General features: G+C 54.4%; 18 protein-coding genes and 1 tRNA gene. 10 read left to right on the plus strand and 9 right to left on the minus strand.

Annotated features, from left to right (window positions below; translation table 11 throughout):
* Positions 1-158 precede the first annotated feature (158 nt).
* Complete coding sequence (gene fdhF, locus Yoon_RS15550) at positions 159-2,927, plus strand: formate dehydrogenase subunit alpha (protein ID WP_238113436.1); 2,769 nt, start codon at positions 159-161, stop codon at positions 2,925-2,927.
* Positions 2,928-3,048: 121 nt separating this feature from the next.
* On the opposite strand, the gene Yoon_RS15555 is transcribed toward fdhF, so the two are convergent.
* A complete protein-coding gene (locus Yoon_RS15555; protein WP_238113437.1) occupies positions 3,049-3,777 on the minus strand; it encodes a hypothetical protein in 729 nt (242 codons plus the stop codon).
* Between the two features lie 230 nt (positions 3,778-4,007).
* Here Yoon_RS15555 and Yoon_RS15560 point away from each other — a divergent pair, with 230 nt between their 5' ends.
* On the plus strand, positions 4,008-5,498 hold the full coding sequence (locus Yoon_RS15560; protein WP_238113438.1) for a peptidoglycan-binding protein: 1,491 nt from the start codon (positions 4,008-4,010) through the stop codon (positions 5,496-5,498).
* A 70-nt stretch (positions 5,499-5,568) separates the two neighbouring features.
* Here the strand turns inward: Yoon_RS15560 and Yoon_RS15565 are convergent, their stop codons facing one another.
* From Yoon_RS15565 to Yoon_RS15575, 3 genes are all read right to left on the minus strand, one after another.
* Entirely contained in the window at positions 5,569-6,771 is a 1,203-nt protein-coding gene (locus Yoon_RS15565) for a PPC domain-containing protein (protein ID WP_238113439.1), read from the minus strand.
* A 196-nt stretch (positions 6,772-6,967) separates the two neighbouring features.
* A complete protein-coding gene (gene ykgO / locus Yoon_RS15570) occupies positions 6,968-7,093 on the minus strand; it encodes a type B 50S ribosomal protein L36 (protein ID WP_037210500.1) in 126 nt (41 codons plus the stop codon).
* 74 nt (positions 7,094-7,167) lie between these two features.
* Positions 7,168-7,242 (minus strand) — tRNA-Val (locus tag Yoon_RS15575).
* 154 nt (positions 7,243-7,396) lie between these two features.
* Between Yoon_RS15575 and Yoon_RS15580 the strand changes: the two genes are divergently transcribed.
* Positions 7,397-8,260 carry an N-formylglutamate amidohydrolase gene (locus Yoon_RS15580; protein ID WP_238113441.1) on the plus strand — a complete coding sequence of 288 codons (864 nt, stop codon included), beginning with the start codon at positions 7,397-7,399 and terminating at the stop codon, positions 8,258-8,260.
* A 4-nt stretch (positions 8,261-8,264) separates the two neighbouring features.
* Here Yoon_RS15580 and Yoon_RS15585 read toward each other — a convergent pair whose 3' ends face one another.
* Positions 8,265-9,155 (minus strand): LysR family transcriptional regulator, encoded by an 891-nt coding sequence (locus Yoon_RS15585; RefSeq protein WP_238113442.1) that lies wholly within the window; start codon positions 9,153-9,155, stop codon positions 8,265-8,267.
* A gap of 99 nt (positions 9,156-9,254) precedes the next feature.
* Here Yoon_RS15585 and Yoon_RS15590 point away from each other — a divergent pair, with 99 nt between their 5' ends.
* Positions 9,255-9,752 (plus strand): lactoylglutathione lyase family protein, encoded by a 498-nt coding sequence (locus Yoon_RS15590; RefSeq protein ID WP_238113444.1) that lies wholly within the window; start codon positions 9,255-9,257, stop codon positions 9,750-9,752.
* 27 nt (positions 9,753-9,779) lie between these two features.
* Here the strand turns inward: Yoon_RS15590 and Yoon_RS15595 are convergent, their stop codons facing one another.
* Both Yoon_RS15595 and Yoon_RS15600 read right to left on the minus strand, forming a co-directional pair.
* A complete protein-coding gene (locus Yoon_RS15595; RefSeq protein WP_238113446.1) occupies positions 9,780-11,297 on the minus strand; it encodes an ABC-F family ATP-binding cassette domain-containing protein in 1,518 nt (505 codons plus the stop codon).
* A gap of 223 nt (positions 11,298-11,520) precedes the next feature.
* Positions 11,521-12,774, minus strand: a complete 1,254-nt coding sequence (locus Yoon_RS15600) for a DNA polymerase IV (RefSeq protein WP_238113448.1) — start codon at positions 12,772-12,774, stop codon at positions 11,521-11,523.
* Here Yoon_RS15600 and Yoon_RS15605 point away from each other — a divergent pair.
* The 3 genes from Yoon_RS15605 (at position 12,773) to Yoon_RS15615 (ending at position 14,495) form a co-directional block, all read left to right on the plus strand.
* Entirely contained in the window at positions 12,773-13,240 is a 468-nt protein-coding gene (locus Yoon_RS15605; protein WP_238113450.1) for an NUDIX hydrolase, read from the plus strand. The genes Yoon_RS15600 and Yoon_RS15605 overlap by 2 nt on opposite strands.
* Before the next feature lie 90 nt (positions 13,241-13,330).
* Entirely contained in the window at positions 13,331-14,221 is an 891-nt protein-coding gene (locus Yoon_RS15610; protein WP_238113451.1) for an SPFH domain-containing protein, read from the plus strand.
* 1 nt (position 14,222) lies between these two features.
* Positions 14,223-14,495 carry an NfeD family protein gene (locus Yoon_RS15615; protein WP_238113452.1) on the plus strand — a complete coding sequence of 91 codons (273 nt, stop codon included), beginning with the start codon at positions 14,223-14,225 and terminating at the stop codon, positions 14,493-14,495.
* Between the two features lie 38 nt (positions 14,496-14,533).
* On the opposite strand, the gene pyrF is transcribed toward Yoon_RS15615, so the two are convergent.
* Entirely contained in the window at positions 14,534-15,241 is a 708-nt protein-coding gene (gene pyrF / locus Yoon_RS15620) for an orotidine-5'-phosphate decarboxylase (RefSeq protein ID WP_238113453.1), read from the minus strand.
* A 154-nt stretch (positions 15,242-15,395) separates the two neighbouring features.
* Between pyrF and clpB the strand changes: the two genes are divergently transcribed.
* A complete protein-coding gene (clpB, locus tag Yoon_RS15625; RefSeq protein WP_238113454.1) occupies positions 15,396-18,008 on the plus strand; it encodes an ATP-dependent chaperone ClpB in 2,613 nt (870 codons plus the stop codon).
* A 108-nt stretch (positions 18,009-18,116) separates the two neighbouring features.
* On the opposite strand, the gene Yoon_RS15630 is transcribed toward clpB, so the two are convergent.
* The gene (locus Yoon_RS15630; protein ID WP_238113455.1) at positions 18,117-18,593 is read right to left on the minus strand and encodes a fasciclin domain-containing protein; all 477 of its coding nucleotides are present in this window, start codon (positions 18,591-18,593) and stop codon (positions 18,117-18,119) included.
* A gap of 280 nt (positions 18,594-18,873) precedes the next feature.
* On the opposite strand from Yoon_RS15630, the gene msrP reads away from it, so the two are divergent.
* Both msrP and msrQ read left to right on the plus strand, forming a co-directional pair.
* The gene (msrP, locus tag Yoon_RS15635; protein WP_238113456.1) at positions 18,874-19,773 is read left to right on the plus strand and encodes a protein-methionine-sulfoxide reductase catalytic subunit MsrP; all 900 of its coding nucleotides are present in this window, start codon (positions 18,874-18,876) and stop codon (positions 19,771-19,773) included.
* The gene (gene msrQ / locus Yoon_RS15640; RefSeq protein ID WP_238113458.1) at positions 19,773-20,417 is read left to right on the plus strand and encodes a protein-methionine-sulfoxide reductase heme-binding subunit MsrQ; all 645 of its coding nucleotides are present in this window, start codon (positions 19,773-19,775) and stop codon (positions 20,415-20,417) included. The genes msrP and msrQ overlap by 1 nt, the downstream gene beginning before the upstream one ends.
* Positions 20,418-20,554 lie beyond the last annotated feature (137 nt).

The following is a 20,554-nucleotide window of genomic DNA, read 5'->3' on the forward strand; positions in this document are numbered from 1 at the left end:
TTGATCGCCCTAATATTGATTCGATAAAACTAGTTATATCGTTTATTATGAAGAGATCAACAAATATGTCGTTTTTGAACTGGCGCGCGCGCATACATTGGCTAGTGTCGCGACAGGCCCGAAGATCACACTAGGAGCCAAACCGGCGGAGAAACCTTATGACACAGCCCATTTCCTTTACCCTTGATGGGAAAACCGTGACGGCCCAGCCCGGCGAAACAATCTGGGAGGTGGCCAATGGGCGTGGGCTTGTGATCCCGCATCTTTGTCATAAGCCTGCGCCGGGGTATCGGTCTGATGGGAACTGTCGGGCCTGTATGGTTGCGATTGAAGGTGAACGTACCTTGGCGGCTTCGTGTATCCGTGAACCCAGTGAAGGTATGGTCGTAACCACCGACCAACCGCGCGAGGTCCAAGCCCGCCGGATGGTGATGGAACTATTGGTCGCCGATCAGCCGGAACAGACCGTTGCTCATGATAAATCCAGCCATCTTTGGGATATGGCCACACAGCAAGACGTGAACGAAAGCCGTTTCCCGACGCAGGATGCCGCCGCGATCCCGTTGCTGGATGATAGCCACGTCGCGATGTCGGTGAATTTAGATGCGTGCATTCAATGTGGGCTATGCGTGCGCGCCTGCCGCGAAGTGCAGGTGAACGACGTGATCGGTATGGCCGGGCGCGGGGCTGGGGCGTACCCTGTGTTTGATATGGATGACCCGATGGGGGCGTCTTCTTGCGTGGCTTGTGGCGAATGCGTGCAGGCCTGTCCGACGGGCGCGCTTTTGCCTGCGACGGTAACTGATGAAAATCAGCAAGGCGATACCGCGGATTTCGACCGCGAGGTGAAATCTGTTTGCCCGTTCTGCGGGGTTGGGTGTCAGGTTTCGTTGAAAATCAAGGATGAGAAGGTCAAATTCGTCGAAGGGATCGACGGGCCCGCCAATGAGGGGCGGCTTTGTGTCAAAGGCCGCTTTGGCTTTGACTATATCCACCATGATCACCGGTTAACGAAACCGCTGATCCGGCGCGATGATGCACCAGCAAAAGGGCTCAATGTTGATCCGGGTAATTGGCAAACGTATTTCCGCGAGGCCACTTGGGACGAGGCCCTAGATGCCGCTGCCAATGGCCTGAATGCGATTGGCGGCAAAGGTGTTGCGGGGTTTGGGTCAGCGAAATGCACCAATGAAGAGGCCTATTTGTTTCAAAAACTGATCCGCCAGGGTTTTGGGCATAATAACGTCGACCATTGTACGCGTCTTTGTCATGCGTCATCGGTTGCGGCCCTGATGGAAAATGTCGGATCAGGCGCGGTGACAGCTACGTTTAATGAAATCGAAAACGCGGATGTCGCGATTGTTATCGGTGCGAACCCGCTTGAAAACCACCCTGTGGCAGCGACCTATTTCAAGCAGTTTACCAAACGCGGTGGCAAGCTGATCGTGATGGACCCGCGGGGCCATGCGCTTAAGCGGTTCGCGTCACATACGCTGCAATTCCGGCCGGGCGCTGATGTATCGATGTTGAACGCGATTATGCATGTGATCGTCGAAGAAGGTCTTTATGACCGTCAGTATATCGAAGCTTACACTGAAAATTGGGAAGCCGAAAAAGCCCACCTCAAGGATTTCGCACCCGAAAAAATGGCCGATATCTGCGGGATCGCGGCAGAGACGCTGCGCGATGTGGCCCGTACGTTTGCTGGTGCGAAATCGGCGATGATTTTTTGGGGGATGGGGGTCAGCCAACATATCCACGGAACAGATAATTCGCGTTGCTTGATTAGCCTCGCGTTGATGACAGGGCAGGTCGGGCGACCCGGTACAGGGTTGCATCCGTTGCGTGGGCAAAACAACGTGCAAGGCGCGTCCGACGCGGGGCTGATCCCGATGTTCTTGCCCGACTACAAGCCAGTTGATGATGCCGCCGAGCGCGACAGTTTTGCCGATGTCTGGCAAGGCTATGCGATTGATCCCAACAAAGGGTTAACCGTGACTGAAATCTTAGAATCTGTACACGCTGGCACAATTCGCGGGATGTATATCTCGGGCGAAAACCCGGCGATGTCGGACCCCGATGTTGATCATGCGCGCGATGCTTTGGCAAAGCTAGATCATCTTGTGGTGCAAGATATTTTCCTAACCGAAACCGCGAATTTCGCCGATGTTATCCTCCCCGCGAGCGCTTTTGCCGAGAAAGACGGGACGGTCACGAATACAAACCGTCAGGTGCAAATGGGGCGGGCTGCAATCGCCCCGCCGGGTGAAGCCCGTGAGGATTGGTGGATCACGGTGGCGTTGGGAAAACGTCTTGGCTTGCCGTGGACCTATACCCACCCACGCGAGGTTTTCGCAGAGATGACACAGGTCATGCCGTCACTTGCGAATATCACGTGGGACCGGCTCGAGGCGGAAAATGCGGTCACGTACCCATCGCTGTCAGAAACAGACCCCGGCCAGCCGATTGTGTTTTCTGATGGTTTCCCACGAGAGGGCGGGCGCGCGAAATTCACGCCTGCCAATGTGATTGCCCCCGATGAAACGCCGGATACAGATTATCCCATGGTGATGACCACCGGGCGGCAGTTGGAACATTGGCACACGGGATCAATGACGCGGCGGTCCAAGGTGCTGGATGCCGTTGAACCCGAAGCAAACTGTTCATTGCACCCGTCGACATTGCGTAACCTTGGTGCGGCACCGGGGGATATGATCCGGCTGACAACCCGGCGCGGCAGTATCGAAATTATGGCACGCGCAGATCGTGCTGTGTCACCTGATATGGTCTTTGTTCCCTTCGCCTATGTCGAGGCAGCCGCGAACACGCTGACCAACCCGGCTGTCGATCCTTATGGAAAAATCCCAGAGTTCAAGTTTGCCGCTGTGCGGATTGAAACGGTGCCAAGCGGATCACGTATAAAGTAATGAATAGGGTTCTCGCCGCATGCATTTATCGCATACGGCGAGATAATTGCGGGATGAGCACCCCGAGCGTCTCGGGCTGCTCATTTTTACTATACCGCTCTTCAATAAGGGGCGAAACCGGCTACTCGGATTCTGGCACGCCGGTGATGATACCGGCATAGACGGTGTCGTCATCCCCGCCGCTAAAGCTGCCAAGCAGGTCTGATCCTGTGACCGATCCATAAAGGTTGCCTTCCACACCACGCCAAGTGATGTCGGCATCAATGAACTGATCAGAATTATTACCCGCTGAGCCTGCCGTGCCATCCACAGTAAATAGATCATTACCGCCCGAAATAGTATTGTTTCCAAAATCGACGTTCAGATCCATAATACCTGTCGTTGTGGTAATGCCGTGTGGGGCTGTTGTGATGTTTGTTATCTCTTCTATTTCATATCGCGTGTTAAACGTAACGGCTCCGCTAGCTGGGGTGGATGTAGCTAAAGGCGCGTTGTTCAGCCCGGAATTGGCGAAAAATACGGCTTCACCATCTTCTATCCCATAGCCGACGTATGCATACGCGCTCGCTTTATTCTGAGTATCGCTCAGTACGAGGTTGTGCGCTCGGGAATTGATAAGTGACAAATCTTCGTTATCCGACGAGATCTGTGCATAAAAGTCTGAAATAGTATTTACTGAAATATGTTTCGTCCTTGTGGACGTCGCTAATCCGCTGTCTAGAACGATACTTTGGCCCGCGACCTTCGTAACATCGGAAGTAGAGGGCGTCTCAGTTTCTGGTGATGTGCCTGAACTGCTGCATGCAGCGGTTAAACAAAGCAGGAGTGCCGTAATCGATTTCGTGTTCATTCGTGTGTTTCCAAGATGAGTTTTGCAGTGCTTGGCACATCGCGTGATCCCCGCGGTGTGTCCAATAACGTTTTGTTTATTGGCGGTTTTTCATTCTGGGATGAATGGGTGGGGTGCCGCAAGTGAACTTTATGGCATTGCTATTGAATAGCAGGTCTAGAAACGCGACCTTTGAATGAATAAAACAACGCGTTTGATATAGTTATGGCGCGTATTCTGGAGAAACGCATATGCGCAAAATAAGTTTAATCGTGGCCCTAACTGCCTTTGCCTTGCCTGCTGCGGCAGATGATGCTGCCTTGCTAATCGGGGTTGAGCGATACCAAGAGCTGCGGCGGGTTCCGGGTGCTTCTGATGTGCTTGATAGTGCCCAAGACCTGCGGCGTGCAGGTTACGACGTGACCACATTGTCCAACGGGACCAGCGCAAATATGGCGCGGACGTTGAACCGCTTTGCGCAGAGCGCAACGGATGCGGATCGGTTGATTGTCGGCCTGTCGGGGCGTTTTGTAACGGATGGTGCGCGCAGTTGGCTTTTGGCGACAGATAGCCAGAGCCCAACATACTTTGGCCTGTCAGATGCGGTATCAATCGACAGCGTTCTTCAGGTTTTGGCGCAGACCCCGGGGCAGGCGATCTTGATCCTCGGATACGATCTGGATGGCGACGCGCAGTTTGGCAACTATTTGCGAGAAGGCGTCGGAGACCTAAATATCCCGCAAGGCGTGACCGTTCTTTACGGTGAACCCAATTCCACCGATGGGGTTGTGATGGAGGCGATTACCGTTCCGGGCGCGGATGTCATGGCATTTGCGCGGGATGCGCGTTGGTTGAATATTGCAGGGTTTGCGCCACGGGCATTGGTTATGCAGCCCGACGAAGAGGACGCTGAGACGCGCCCCCCCGGCCACCCGACCCTGCAATTCTGGATTACCACGCAAGAGCTGAACACGGCTGACGCCTACCGCGATTTTGCCTTGAACTATCCGCGCAGCCCTTACGCCCAAGAGGCCCGCACGCGGCTGGACGAGATAGAGAACGATCCCCAGCGCCTTGCCGAGATTGCCGAGGCTGATCTTGCGCTGACGCGGAATGCGCGGCGCGATATTCAGCGCGATCTGACCTTGCTTGATTACAACACGCGCGGCGTTGATGGCATCTTTGGACCGGGCAGTCGCCGCGCCATCCGTAACTGGCAGCAATCCAACGGGTTTGCGCAAACGTCATTTTTGACGGCAGAGCAGATTAATCGGATCGATGCGCAGGCTAGCCGCAGGGCCGCTGAAATCGCCGAGGCAGAAGAACGCGTGCGCGCACAGGCCGAACAGCTTGACCGCGCCTATTGGGAAGAAACTGGTGCGCGCGGTGATGCCGCTGGCTACCGCGCCTATCTGAACACCTATCCCGATGGGATTTTTGCCGAAGAAGCCCGTGAGGCCTTGGACGAAGATGCGGACGAGACCGAAAGCGAAGGTGGTGCTGAAAGTAATCAAGCCGCTGCAGATGCAGAGGCCGCGCTACGGATAAACCCGGTTATGGCGCGGTTGATTGAAAGCCGTTTGTCGCAAATGGGGTTCAATCCGGGGCAAGTTGACGGGCAGTTTGACAGTGAAACGCGCGGCGCAATCAGCCGCTACCAAACCCGCAGCGGCCTGCCTGCAACGGGATATCTGAACGAGCGGACATTGGCGCGGCTGCTTGCAGATACATTTGGGCGATAGACGCTCGAGACTAAAAAAGGAGGGCCGCCTGTTACGCAGACGGCCCCCCCTTTTTTAGTTTTTACCACGCTTATTGTGCGCGGACGTAGCGTTCAGCCAAAAGGCGGATCAGGCCAGCGTTGTTGTCGTATTGCCGCACACCGATGATGTACGTGCCAGACTGCACACGCGACATCACGAGGCTATCAAGCCCATCACCATAGTCGTCATTTTGTCCAACTTCCCGGCCAAGATCATCATAGACTACCAGCCAAGGGTCGCTGTTGCCGCCGCCAATCGCTTCAATCACAAGCAAGCTGTTGTCCGGAACATCGACGGTGAACCATGTGACATCGTCAGTGGCTTGCACGTCCTGACGGACGCGTGATTCAAGCACACCAAGATCTGTCACGGGAATGCTACCATCAAGTGGTGGGGCTGCTTCGCCGCGATCATAAAGCGACAGAAGCGCCGCTTCGGCGTCATATTCGGAAAGCGTCACAGTGATCGGCGCATATTCGTCGCTCAGTGCGGCCATCGCGATGCAATAGGTGCCTGCGTCCAATGTGTCAGTGACATCGATCCGCGAATTGAGCCCGTCATAATCGTCATTTTCAGCGATATACATATCATTCGCGCCGTAAAGCGTGATCACTGGATCAGCGGATTCATTTTCGGCAGTGATGCTGACCTGTGCGGGCGCATCAAGCGTGAAGCTCCAGTTTGGGTTGTCTGCAACCGAACCTGTGACAATGCTGCCAAGCCCACCCATTGGGGTCGCTGTTTCACAACCGCCAGCACTACTGCCGCCGCCAGTTGATTCCATGACACCTTCGGTCAGGGCTTCATGCTCTTGCAAGCCAACACGTACAAATGCGGTCATCGGGCCGCCGTCGTAGCTGCGCAGCGCCATGCAATATGTGCCAGCCTCTAGATATGTTTCCGCACGCGATGCCGCGTTGCCGCCAGAATCATCATCGGACGCGACAATGCCGCCGTTGCTGTCGAGAATGTCGATAATGGTATCGCCCGCGCCGCGTCCTGCAGCCTCCATGCGTACGTCAGCTCCTTGGCTAAGCGTAAACAGTGACACATATTCATTGCCACCTAATACAAGCGCCATTTGCTCCATATAAGAGCCTGCCGCGGCGATGTCGGATGATGCTTCATCGCCGCCAATCCACTGGCCGCCATTTCCAGCACCACCACAAAGTGCTTCTTGGGCGGCGGCGGGGGCCGCAAGGCCCAACATCGCAACCGCGAGAGCGCCTGATCTAGCGTTTAAAAACTGCATAAAATATTCCTTTTCTATTCGGTCAAGGTTGTGGGCATACGATAATCGCATTGCGCTATCGGTGACTAGACCAAACGGTAAAAAGTGTGGAAATCCTGACCGCGGCATAATCGCCGGGACCCGCAGGCCTGTTTTCCATAAAAAAAGGCCGCGCCCCGAAGGGGTGCGACCTTTTCAAATAGTGCTCATTCGCGGCTTAGCCTTGGCGGGCTTTGAACCGTGGTTGCGTCTTGTTGATCACATAGACGCGGCCCTTACGGCGCACGATGCGGCAATCGCGGTGGCGCTGCTTGAGCGAGCGGAGGGAGTTACGTACCTTCATGGTCGTGTCCTTCATGTCGCGGCGCGCGGATTGCGCCTTGGGTTGCATTGGCGGACCGAAGTCCGGTGAATTCATGGTGGACGATACTGGGATCGAACCAGTGACCCCTTCGATGTCAACGAAGTGCTCTACCGCTGAGCTAATCATCCATGTTACCGCCGCAACCGCCATCGCCCTATAACGAAATAGGACGCGGGCAAACCGCGTCAGGTGTGCGGTCTATAAAAGGAGTCGGAGGCAGGATCAAGGGCTTTTGGAAAAAACAAAATTCAGGTTATGCTATGCGCCGGAGGGATATGTTTTTTGTCCAATACTGCCTATCAAATTGCGCGTCCAGCACAACGGAACACAAGCGTCGTTTTCGCCTCGCCGCATAGCGGTCGCGGCTATACGGCTGCCTTTATGGGGCAGGTGGATCTTGATGCAATGCTGATCCGCTCATCAGAGGATGCGTTTGTGGATCAGCTATATGCGGCCGCGCCCGATTTTGGTGCGCCACTTATCCGGGCTATTGCCCCGCGTGCGTTTGTTGATCTTAATCGCGGTCCGGATGAATTTGATCCTGCGTTGATCAAAGATATTTTCCGCAAGCCACAGAACCCGCGCATTGCAAGCGGGCTGGGGGTTATTCCGCGTGTCGTCGCCAATGGGCGGCATATCTACCGGGGGAAAATTACGCTCGCGCAGGCGCATGACAGGATCGCGAATTACTGGCGGCCCTATCACGACCAACTTCAAACGCTGATGGATGAAAGCAACCGGGCTTATGGCCAATCGATTCTGATCGACTGCCATTCGATGCCGCATGAAGCCCTATCGACAATGACTAGCCCAAACACAACGCTTCCTGATATTGTTCTTGGGGATCGGTTCGGCAAAACGGCAGCACCGCAGATCATGGACCAGGTCGAACAGGCATTTGTGAGCGCCGGTTTTCGGGTAGCGCGTAACGCGCCCTTTGCTGGGGCCTATATCGTGCAGCGCTATGGGCATCCCGCCCGATCTCAACATGCAATTCAAGTAGAGATCGACCGGGGTATTTACATGAATGAAAAAACGCTGACCCTGAACCCAGACTTCGCACATATTCAAGCGGTGATATCGGGGGTGATCGCGCAAATCGCCGAAATTGGCATGCCCGCAGATCAACGAATCGCAGCCGAATAGACGCTTAGCGCAAAGCAAGTGCTGCTTGCTTGATAACATCTGTAACCGTCGCAATCCGGGCGAATTTAGAATGTCCTTTCCGTGAAATGAGCCACAGTTCTTGCGACTTTGCCTGCTGTAGCGGATAAATTGATATGTTGTTTTGCTGTGCAAACGCTTTGACGCCTGATCGCGGTAAAACCGTATACCCCAAACCGTTCGCGACGGGCATCAGGATTTGCCCAATTTGATTAACATACGTGCGGATTCGCAAGCGATCAGATCCTGTATACTCTTGTGGAAAATTGGCTGCGAACAAGACATCGGCATAGGCAAAGCCGTCAGGGTGGGCCACAAATCCAAGACGATTTAGGTCGTTTAGGCGCATGGTCTTTTGCCCATATTGTGCGGGCAGCGCGAGGCAAAGTTCCTCACAGGCAAGTTTAGTGGCCTGCAAGCGGGGGTGCGTTGTGGTGCCGGAAACGATCCCTAAATCAAGTTTTCCATCTAACACGTCGCTTTCAATGCGTGATTGCGGTGCCGCTTCGAGACTGATCATAAGATGTTCGGCCTGCTGCATCTGTTCAATAAGGCGAGGATACAACCATGTCGCAAAGCTGCCCGAGCACCCAATGCGCACCGTCCCTGAAAATGGATCGTCGGCTGATATAGTCTCTTGAAGGTGGCGTTCCTGTTCCATGCGTTCTGCGCAGACCCGCAAAACGGCTTCGCCCACTGGGGTTACAGAAAAGGATTTTCCGTCCTTTAGGATAAGTGGTTTTCCAACCTGCCTTTCTAATTTTCTGAGCTGCTGTGAAACTCCAGGCTGCGTCATGCCTAGCCGGTCGGCGGCACGCGTAAAGTGGTTGGTTTCACAAAGAACCATAAATGTATTTAGCCATGTAGCGTTCAGCATATTCATTCCAAAATATTATGAAAAATATCATATTTGATAATTTTTCAAATCACAATGCGTGCGGTATACGCCCCAGAATAATTCAAAAAGGAAAGCAACATGTTACCGACACCACGGACTTTTTCACATATCGGCCTATCCGTTCCCGATGTCGAAAAGGCAGTTAAGTTCTATACAGAGGTTCTTGGCTTCTACGTCATTATGCAACCGACGAAAGTCGTCGAAGATGACAGTGATATTGGGAAGATGTGTACTGATGTCTTTGGCGCGGGCTGGAAGCAGCTGCGTATTGCCCACCTTGCCACTGCTGATCGTGTTGGAATCGAATTATTTGAATTTAACGGGAACCATGCCCCCGCAGAGAATTTAAACTTTCGCCAGCACGGGACATTTCATTTTGCGATCCAAGACCCAAACCTCGAAGGCTTGCTTGAGAAAATTCTCGCGGCAGGGGGAAAACAACGGATGCCCGTCCGAGAATATTTCCCGGACGAAAAACCGTATCGCATGGTTTATGTCGAAGACCCGTTTGGCATCGTGTTCGAACTGTATAGCCACAGCTATGAACTAACCTATTCAAATGGTGCTTACACGTGAACAATGTTGGATCGCGGTGGCGGGCTTTTAACCCATCGCGATCTCGTCTGCCAGAAACGCTTCTGGATCATCGACCTCGATCAGGCGTTTCCGGTCGATCCACCAAAACCTATTTCCGATGTTCCGAATGAAACTACGATCATGGCTGACCAGCAGGCAGGACGCACCATGCGCGATCAATTCCGCCTCAAGCGCCTCTTGCCCATCGATATCAAGATGATTTGTCGGCTCGTCTAGCAGGTAGAAGTTTGGATGCTGCAGCCGCAGGATCAGCATTGCGAGCCGCGCTTTTTGCCCACCAGAGAGACCGGCAATTTTGGTGTCTTGCATCTGAATGTTCACGCCCGCATTTGCCAAAAGCCCCCGCGCGCGCTGATCACCGATATCAAACTGCCCCGCAACGGCGGTCATGGGGGTGTCGGCATCATCCAATTGGCTTAGATGTTGATCGGAATAGCCATAGGCCACCGATGGCGCACATTTGATCGGTGTTTCCGCGCCCTCAAGCGCGCGGTGGATCATCTTTACCAGTTGGGTTTTCCCTGTCCCATTTGTACCGAGCAACACGATCCGGTCGCCTTGGCTGATCCATTTCTTGCCCGTTGTATAAAGTGTCCGCCCGTCAGGCGTAGTTACCGCCACATCATCAAGCGTCACCAGAGATTTCGCGTGGGTGCCGCTATTGGTCAGCTTAATATCGCCTGCGCCTCTGTCTTGGTGGGCAGGTTTTGCACTTGCTTCGATTTTTGCCGCGCGATCGTTGAGCTGTTTGGTTTTCGTGATCAGCAGGTCGGAGCCAGAGTTGATTCCGATGTTTTTTAGCTTTGCCGCCTGCTTGCGCAGTTGGCTTGCTTTGTTGAGGTCATTGGTAAAACGGCGCTCATCGGCTTCGTCAGCCGCGTCCAAGGCGGCGCGGGCCGAGGTGAACGGCAGTTGAAACACCCTTGACCGGTCGGCGCGTAAAAACAAAGTGCGATTGGTGGTCGCGTCCAAAAAGGCACGGTCATGGCTGGTGATCACGACAGGGGTGTCACGCGGTAGCGCAGTTAGCCAATCTTGCAGCAGGCCAATGCGGTGCAAGTCGAGATGGTTTGTCGGTTCGTCCAATAGCAAAATATCGGGTTCCAGCACCCATGCCGCCGCCAGCAGCGCCGTGCGCTGCCAACCACCGCTCAGTTCAGACAATGGTTTGTGTTGTAGACCATAGGGAACCTGAAGATCACCAAGCACGACATCCACACGCCATGCTTCAAAATCGGCTTGCTCGGGCGGAAGGGCCGACAGCACAAATTCATAAAGCGTTTGGGCCAATTGGTAAGACGAAACGTGTTGGGCCACATGCCCGATACGCAAGCCACGGGCGCGTGTGATCTCGCCTGTTGTGGGTTCAAACGTCCCTGAAATACAGCCCATCAAGGTTGATTTCCCGCGCCCATTGGCGGCAACGAGCCCGATCCGGTCGCCTTTGGAAATAGTCAGGGTGAGGTCAGTAAACAGCGGACCGCCAAGGGTCACGCCCAAAGCATTGATATGGATAAGTGTCATGAAAAGTCTCTGATCAAAGCAGTCATGTCGCGCGGTGGCGACGGGAAGGGCAAATCGGTGGCTGTTGACCAATGATCAGCCCTGCAAACGGATTTACAGGGCGGCGCGGGGACCATGCTGAAGTTGGCGGAATATACGCATGTTCAGCTTGTGCCCTCCCTTTGTGATGCGTGACAGATGGGGTGAGCCTAGCCAGCAAGGGGGCGGTGGGTCAAGACCCACCCTACCGTAATGACCGCCCCTTAATAATCGCATCTTTGCCGAATTTTTCGCGGATCTTGTCGGTGGCCAATTCAGCACGCGCGCGCTTTTCCGCGTCTGGGTCTAGCAAATCGCCCTCGCGATCGGCACCATCGGGGCTGGTGATTTCAGATAGTCCCACGCCCAACAGCCGAAACGGGCCGCGCCCCGCCACCTGTTCAAACAGGTCATGGGCCATACGGTAGAGCGTATCTGTCATTTGTGTCGGGTGGCGCAGGCTTTGACGTTTGGAAATCAGCTTGAAATCGGATGTTTTCAGTTTGAGCGTGACAACCCGCCCGGCCTTATCCGTGGCTTTGGCGCGGGCGCTGACCTTTTCGGCCATCCGCCACAGATGCCCATCCAGAATGGCGGGGTCAGCTGTGTCCTCGCTGAACGTGGTTTCATTGGTGATCGATTTAACTGGGGCACGCGCCGAAATTCGCCGGGCATCTTCGCCGCGTGCAAGCGAATAAAGCCGCTCGCCCATGCTGCCAAAGCGATCATGCAAATCGCGTCGGTCCCAGCGCAGCAGATCGTCGAAGGTTTGAATGCCGGCTTTGTTAAGGCTGGTCTGGCCTGCAGGGCCGATTCCCCAGATCAGCCGCACGGATTTGGGACGCAGGAACGCGGTGGTTTCGTCCTTGCCTATGATCGAAAAGCCACGGGGTTTTTCAAGATCAGAGGCGACCTTGGCCAAGAATTTGTTGTGCGATAGCCCGATGGACCCAGAAAGCCCCAATTCCGTTTTCATCCGTTTGATGAGCCGGGCAAGCATGACTGCGGGGGGCGCACCGTGCAGCCGGATCGTGCCGGTCAGGTCCATGAAGGCTTCGTCAAGTGAGAGCGGTTCAACGACGGGGGTGAGCTCATCCATCATCGCGCGGATCGCTTTGGAGGCTTTGGCATAGGCTTCCATGCGCGGGGGCAAAACAACGGCGTCGGGGCAGAGCTTCATCGCTTGAAACATCGGCATCGCGGATTTCACGCCCCTGATCCGGGCGACGTAGCAGGCGGTGGACACAACCCCGCGTTTGCCGCCGCCAATGATGACGGGTTTATCGGCCAGTTCAGGATTGTCCCGTTTTTCGACAGACGCGTAAAATGCGTCGCAATCCATATGGGCGATCGACAGGTCGAATAGCTCTGGGTGCCGCGTCACGCGTGGACTGCGGCATTGAGGACAACGAGCATTGCTGTCAAACGTCGTGAGGCAATCGCGGCAAAGGGCGGGCATGCCTACAGTCTATGCGGAGGACGAGGTGCGAACAATAGGGCAACATGACGGGACGAAGGTCGCGCTTTTCTTAGGGGATAAGCTGGTCTGCATTCTGCGCGATGATATCCCAACAATTCCCCATCCGAATATGTGGGACCTGCCCGGCGGCGGGCGCGAAGGCTCTGAGACACCATTTCAGACCGCGGCCCGAGAGGTGCATGAAGAATTGGGACTTACATTGCTTTGGGAGGCGGTCGTCTGGGAGGCACAATTTCGCTCTGATCATACACCGCATGCTTGGGTCGGCTTTTTTGTTGCTCAGATGCCTGTTGAGTCTGTCGACAAAATCGTGTTCGGCGACGAAGGGCAGCGCTGGGCATTGTTTAGCGTGAATGCGTTCATCGGGCTTTCCAATCGGGTGCCTTCCTATGTATCAAGGCTCATGAGGTGGCAGAAAGAAACGGGTGGTCTTCAGCCGGGATAGGACATGAGTTAATGGTGCTGTATGCAATGGCATACATTGAAATGCCGGGGCACCATGCCTATCTAGTAATTATACAAAGAGGGATAAATTATGAATAATCAAGATTTAGTCGCGGAGCTTATCGGGCAGAACGTGCTGTTCGTGCTTTTGGCCGTGTTTATTGTTGTCTGCATTCTTGCGGGTGTGCGGATTGTACCGCAATCGCAAAAATACGTTGTTGAACGGCTTGGCCGTCTGCGTTCGGTGCTTGGGCCGGGCATTAACTTTATCGTGCCGTTTTTGGACCGTGTCCGCCACAAAGTGTCGATCCTTGAGCGTCAGCTGCCTGCGATGACCCAAGATGCGATTACATCAGACAACGTGCTGGTGCAGGTCGAAACATCGGTGTTTTACCGGATTATTGAACCAGAAAAGACAGTCTACCGGATCCGCGACGTCGATGGCGCGATCTCGACAACTGTTGCTGGTATCGTGCGGTCTGAAATTGGCCGGATGGAACTGGATCAAGTGCAGGCCAACCGTGCGACCTTGATCGATGCTGTGCGTGAACAAGTTGCCCAGCAGGTTGATGACTGGGGCATCGAAGTGACCCGCGCCGAAATCTTGGACGTGAACCTTGATGCCGCAACACGCGCCGCCATGCTACAACAGTTGAATGCGGAACGTGCACGCCGTGCACAAGTGACAGAGGCCGAAGGGACCAAACGTGCGGTCGAATTGCAGGCTGAGGGTGAGCTTTACGCCGCCAAGCAAGAAGCTGAAGCCCGCCGTGTGCGCGCCGACGCCGAAGCCTATGCAACCCAAGTGGTTGCGGTTGCGATTGCTGAAAACGGTCTTGAGGCCGCGCAGTACCAAGTCGCGCTGAAACAAGTCGAAGCGTTCCAAGCTGTCGCATCGAAAGAGGGTAATCAGACCATCGTACTGCCCGCGAATGCTGTCGATGCCTTTGGTGATGCGTTTAAAATGTTGAAAGGACGGTAATATGCCACTGTGGACACAATGGTGGGTTTGGATGTCGGCCGCTGTCGTCCTTGCCACGCTCGAAGTTATCTTACCCGGCTACATCTTCTTGGGCTTCGCGCTGGGCGCGGCAGTCATGGGGATTTTGATTTTAGTCGGGATTTCGGCCAAAGGGTTGGCGGTCACGCTGTTGATTTTTGCGCTGGCGTCACTTGCTTCATATCTGGTTATGCGCAAGGTCTTTGGACTTCGTAATGGTCAGGTGAAAGTCTGGGAAACAGATATCAATGACTAACAAAAAGGCCCGGCGGATCACGCCGGGCCTTTTTAAGTTCAGTGGATAGGCTTCGCGCTGTTCATTTCTGCGACAATCTCGCGTGCCACAGTTGCAGGGTTTTGCGCCTGCCAAATTGGCCGCCCTACAACCACATGATCAGCACCATTTGCGATTGCCTCGGCTGGGGTCATCACCCGTTTTTGGTCACCCAATGCAGCACCCGCTGGGCGCACGCCGGGGGTGACGATCAGTTTGCCTGTCGCTTCGGGGAGCGCACGGATCAACGCGGCCTCTTGCGGGGATGCGATCACACCGTCGGCCCCATTGGACAGGGCAATCCCTGCGCGTTCTTGGACCAAATCGGCTAAATCACCCGACTTTACGCAGGATGCATCCAAATCGACGCGATCAAGTGATGTCAGAATTGTCACCGCAAGGATTTTCATGTCGGAACCGGCAGCGCCTTCGCGGGCGGCGCGGACAACATGCGGGTCCCCGTGGACCGTCAGAAAATCGAGATCATATTGTGCCACTCCGCGCACAGCGGCTTCGACCGTGGCGCCGATATCAAAGAACTTCATATCCAGGAAGATACGTTTGCCGCGCTCTTGCTTGAGCTCATTGGCAAGCGCGAGCCCGCCGCCGGTCAGCATGCCCAGCCCGATCTTGTAGAAATTCACGTTATCGCCCAGCCGATCCGCGAGCTCTATTCCGGCGATCACGTTGGGGACATCCATTGCGACAATCAAACGGTCATCAGACATAGTGGTTCCTTTGCTGCATGTTTTCTGCGGTCTAGCGGTTACAGACCTCTTGCGCAACGCAGGCGTGATACCCATCTTAATGCTGAGGCCCAAACAGGGTGTGCCGCAATGGTGGGCACCCAAACGTCAGGGCGCTTATAAAAGGAGAGAACTCATGAACCTTGATAAGTTCACAGAGCGGTCGCGCGGATTTTTTCAAGCCGCCCAAACGATTGCAATGCGCGAAAACCACCAACGGCTTGCGCCGGAACACCTGCTCAAAGCATTGATGGACGATGAAGAAGGGCTTGCCGCCAATCTGATCACCCGTTCGGGTGGTGATGCTGTTGCCGTGCGCAGTGCCGCCGATGCAAATGTTGCAAAGATTCCGCAAGTAACCGGTGATGCCGGACAGGTCTATTTGGACAATAACACTGCCAAGGTCGTCGACGAGGCCGAAAAGATTGCCAAGAAAGCGGGTGATAGTTTTGTTCCCGTAGAACGGCTGCTAACGGCGCTTGCCGTGATTAAATCCAAGGCCAAAGATGCGCTTGATGCTGGTGGCGTGACGCCAATGAACCTGAACGCGGCAATCAATGACATCCGCAAAGGCCGCACCGCCGATAGTGCGAGTGCCGAGGATAGCTTTGAAGCGTTGTCAAAATACGCGCGTGATCTGACCGAAGCCGCCGAGCAAGGCAAGATCGACCCGATCATTGGCCGCGACGAAGAAATCCGTCGTGCGATGCAGGTCTTGTCACGCCGCACCAAAAACAACCCTGTTCTGATTGGTGAACCCGGCGTTGGTAAAACCGCGATTGCCGAAGGTTTGGCGCTACGTATTATCGACGGCGATGTGCCAGAATCTTTGCGCAACAAAAAACTCATGTCACTTGATATGGGCGCGTTGATTGCTGGTGCGAAATACCGTGGTGAATTCGAAGAGCGGCTGAAGGCCGTCTTGAAAGAGATAGAAACCGCAGCGGGCGAAATCATCTTGTTCATCGACGAAATGCACACTCTTGTTGGCGCTGGCAAATCCGATGGGGCGATGGACGCGGCCAATTTGATCAAACCTGCGCTTGCCCGTGGTGAATTGCACTGCATTGGCGCGACGACCTTGGATGAATACCGCAAATACGTTGAAAAAGACGCAGCCTTGGCACGGCGGTTCCAGCCTTTGATGGTCGAAGAACCGACCGTCACGGATACTGTCAGCATTCTGCGCGGGATTAAGGAAAAATACGAACTGCATCACGGCGTGCGGATTGCTGATGCTGCCTTGGTGGCGGCCGCAACCCTATCACACCGATATATCACCGACAGGTTCCTGCCAGATAAGGCGATTGACCTGATGGATGAAGCCGCGTCGCGGTTGCGGATGCAGGTCGATAGCAAACCCGAAGAGCTGGACGCGCTTGACCGTCAGATTTTGCAGCTTCAGATCGAAGGCGAAGCCCTGAAGAAAGAGGATGACAAAGCTTCTGTTGATCGTCTTGCAAAGCTTGAAAAAGAGCTGGCCGACCTGCAGGATCGCGCATCAGAAATGACGGTGAAATGGCAGGCGGAACGCGACAAGCTGGAAGGCACCCGCGAGGTGAAAGAACATCTTGATCGCGCACGCGCCGAACTCGATATCGCGAAACGCGAAGGGAATCTCGGGAAAGCGGGGGAACTGTCTTACGGCGTGATCCCTGATCTGGAACGCAAGTTGTCAGAGGCCGAAGAAAACGAAGATCTGATGGTCGAAGAGGCTGTGCGGCCTGAACAAATCGCCGAAGTCGTCGAGCGTTGGACAGGCATTCCCACCAGTAAGATGTTGGAAGGGGAACGCGATAAATTGCTGCGTATGGAAGACGAGCTTGGCAAACGTGTGATCGGTCAACGCTCAGCGGTCAAAGCTGTGGCGAACGCAGTCCGCCGTGCGCGGGCCGGGCTGAACGATGAAAATCGTCCGCTTGGGTCTTTCATGTTTCTAGGGCCAACTGGAGTTGGGAAAACGGAGCTGACCAAAGCTGTCGCCGAATACCTGTTTGACGATGATAGCGCGATGGTGCGGATCGATATGTCTGAATTCATGGAAAAACACGCCGTGTCGCGCCTGATTGGTGCGCCTCCCGGCTATGTTGGCTATGATGAAGGCGGCGTTTTGACCGAAGCGGTGCGGCGCAGACCCTATCAGGTGATCTTGTTCGACGAGGTCGAAAAGGCGCACCCAGATGTGTTCAATGTGCTGTTGCAGGTGCTTGATGATGGTGTGCTGACTGATGGTCAGGGCCGCACGGTTGATTTTAAGCAAACGCTGATCATCCTGACATCAAACCTTGGTGCGCAATCGCTAAGCCAGCTTCCCGATGGGGCTGACGCAAGTGATGCCAAACGCGATGTGATGGATGCTGTCCGGGCGCATTTCCGGCCGGAGTTCCTGAACCGTTTGGATGAAACCATCATCTTTGATCGGCTCGCCCGTGAAGATATGTCGGGGATCGTATCTATTCAGCTTGGGCTTTTGGCCAAACGTTTGGCTGGGCGCAATATCACGCTGGATCTGGATGATGCTGCGCTTAAGTGGCTAGCTGATGAAGGCTATGACCCCGTCTTTGGGGCGCGTCCGCTTAAGCGGGTGATCCAACGTGCGCTGCAAGACCAGCTTGCTGAAATGATCCTTGGCGGTGATGTCATGGACGGTGATGTGATTGCGGTGAGCGCTGGCGCAGATGGGTTATTGGTCGGTGACCGCGTGTCATCCAGCAAACGCAAACCACCCGAAGATGCGGTGGTCCATTAACAAAAAGCAGCGCCTCAAAGGGCGCGCTGACTTGGGCGTCATTGTGACGGGTTGGAACAGATAGAGCGCGCGGCACCTCAAACGGGGCCGCGCGCTTTTTGTAGCGATTTAGCTTGGGGGCAGGATCACCGCGTCAATCACGTGGATCACGCCGTTTGAGGCTTCAACATCCGCAGCGATGACATTCGCGCCGTTCACTTTGACGCCGTCTGTCGTTGTGATTGTCACATCAGCGCCGTTCACGGTTGCGGCCATCATGCCGTCGCTTAGATCTGTGGACATGACTTTACCTGCGATGACATGGTATGTCAGGATTTCGGCCAGTGCTTCAGGGTCCGCAAGCAATGCTTCAACGGTTCCGGCGGGCAGCGCAGCAAAGGCTTCGTCGGTGGGGGCAAAGACGGTAAATGGTCCGTCGCCCTTGAGCGTCTCAACAAGACCGGCAGCTTGGGTCGCGGCCACAAGGGTAGTGAAAGAGCCAGCATCAATAGCTGTATCAACGATGTCTTTTGAATGACCGCCCGCACATGCGGCGGTGGCAAGCAAAGCGGCGGCGCTCAGGGCGGTGAAAGTTCTACGTAGCATTTGGTATCTCCCAATGATTGACAGATGCATGTCTGGTAGCATCGAAGGGATTACGCCCGTTAGGTCGCATTTGGATCAAAAATAAACCACATTTTGAGGACTGCTCTCCCTTCGAAAATGGAAGATTTGCGTCTAAGTATCTGTTTTTGTTTGCTTGATCGGATCAAAATCATGGCCATGAAAATGGCCGAAACATTTCATTGTACTGGCGGCATCGTGAGACATCTTTCACACGTTCTACCCTATATACTGTTTTGAAACGTATGAATCGGAGCCCATTATGGCCTATCGCTGGAAAAATAAACTAAGCCGCACAGACATCACCCCAAAGTCTGCTTATCTCAACCGCCGCCAAATTCTAGCGGGAACCGTTGGGTTAGGGGCGATTGGTCTGGCTGGTGGGGCGCAGGCCCAAGATGGGTTGGAACCAAACACGCTCGAAGAAATTCGATCTTACAATAACTTCTATGAGTTCGGCACTGGCAAAGAAGACCCGGCGCTAAATGCGCATAAATTAGACACGTCTAATTGGATAGTGAAGGTTGACGGGCTTGTCGATAATCCGGGCGATTATGTGATGGATGATCTCTTTGCCGGCCTCAGTGTCGAAGATCGTCTTTACCGGTTCCGTTGTGTTGAGGCATGGTCGATGGTGGTGCCCTGGAACGGGATCGAATTGGCCGATATCTTAAATAAGGTCGGCGTGCAGTCATCTGCAAAGTACGTCGCCTTTGAAACGGTCGTGCAGCCAGAAAACATGATCGGCGTGCAGCGCCGCGTGCTGGATTTCCCTTATGTCGAAGGTCTGCGCTTGGACGAGGCCATGCACCCGCTGACGATTATGGCGACGGGTATCTATGATGAACCGCTCGCAAAGCAAAACGGAGCGCCGATGCGCCTGGTCGTGCCGTGGAAATACGGGTTCAAATCGATCAAATCAATCGTCCGCATCACCCTGACTGATGAAGAACCCCCCATCAGCTGGAACAAGGCGAACCGCCGCGAATACGGGTTCTATAGTAATGTGAATCCAACCGTCGATCACCCACGCTGGTCCCAAGCATCTGAACGCGTGATCGGTGGCGGTTTGTTTGCATCACGCCAAGACACGTTGATGTTCAACGGCTACCCCGAAGTGGCCAGCCTTTATGAAGGCATGGACCTGTCGGTAGATTTTTGATGCAGATTGTTGATCCCGTTAACCAGTACCTCCGCAAAATTCCGACATGGACTATATATATAGTCGGGGCGGCGTGGGTCGTTTGGATGTTTTATCTGGCTGCGACGAACCAAATGGGCCCAGAGCCCATCAACGCGTTGGAGCGCGAATATGGTGAACTTGGTCTAAAGTTGATTGTGCTTGGCTTGATGGTCACGCCACTGCGCAAATGGACGGGTCTCAACCTGATGAAGTTCCGGCGCGCCATTGGTGTCACCGCGTTCTTCGTTGTGCTCGCGCATTTCACCGTTTGGGCCCTGCTTGATGTGGGCACCTTTGGGCGGATGTGGACCGAAATTGTCAAACGCCCTTATGTGACGGTCGGCATGGCAAGCTTTGTGATGATGATCCCGCTCGCAGTGACATCTAATAACTTGTCGATCCGTAAACTGGGTGGGGCGACATGGCGCAAACTGCACAAACTGACCTATCCGGTCGCGCTGTTTGCAGTTGTTCACTATCTCTGGCTGGTAAAGGGATTCCAGATTGAACCTATCGTCTATCTTGTCATTGTCATTGTATTGCTGGCACTACGCCAGTCAGGGCAAAAGTGGGTGGCGGGCTTGAACAGGTTCGGCGTGATCAAAACTAAGACACAGCGCTAAAGCCGCACTACTCTTAACTACAGCATCGCGGATCCCGGCCTATTGGTCGGGGTTTTTGGTTTTTTTGGGTGCGTTTCTGGGAATTTTGGTGCGGGAGGGTGTGATTTATGTGAATCGCGGTGGTGATTGTTTGTGAG

The sequence above is a fragment of the Yoonia sp. I 8.24 genome, assembly GCF_022096995.1.
Classification (GTDB): Bacteria; Pseudomonadota; Alphaproteobacteria; order Rhodobacterales; family Rhodobacteraceae; genus Yoonia.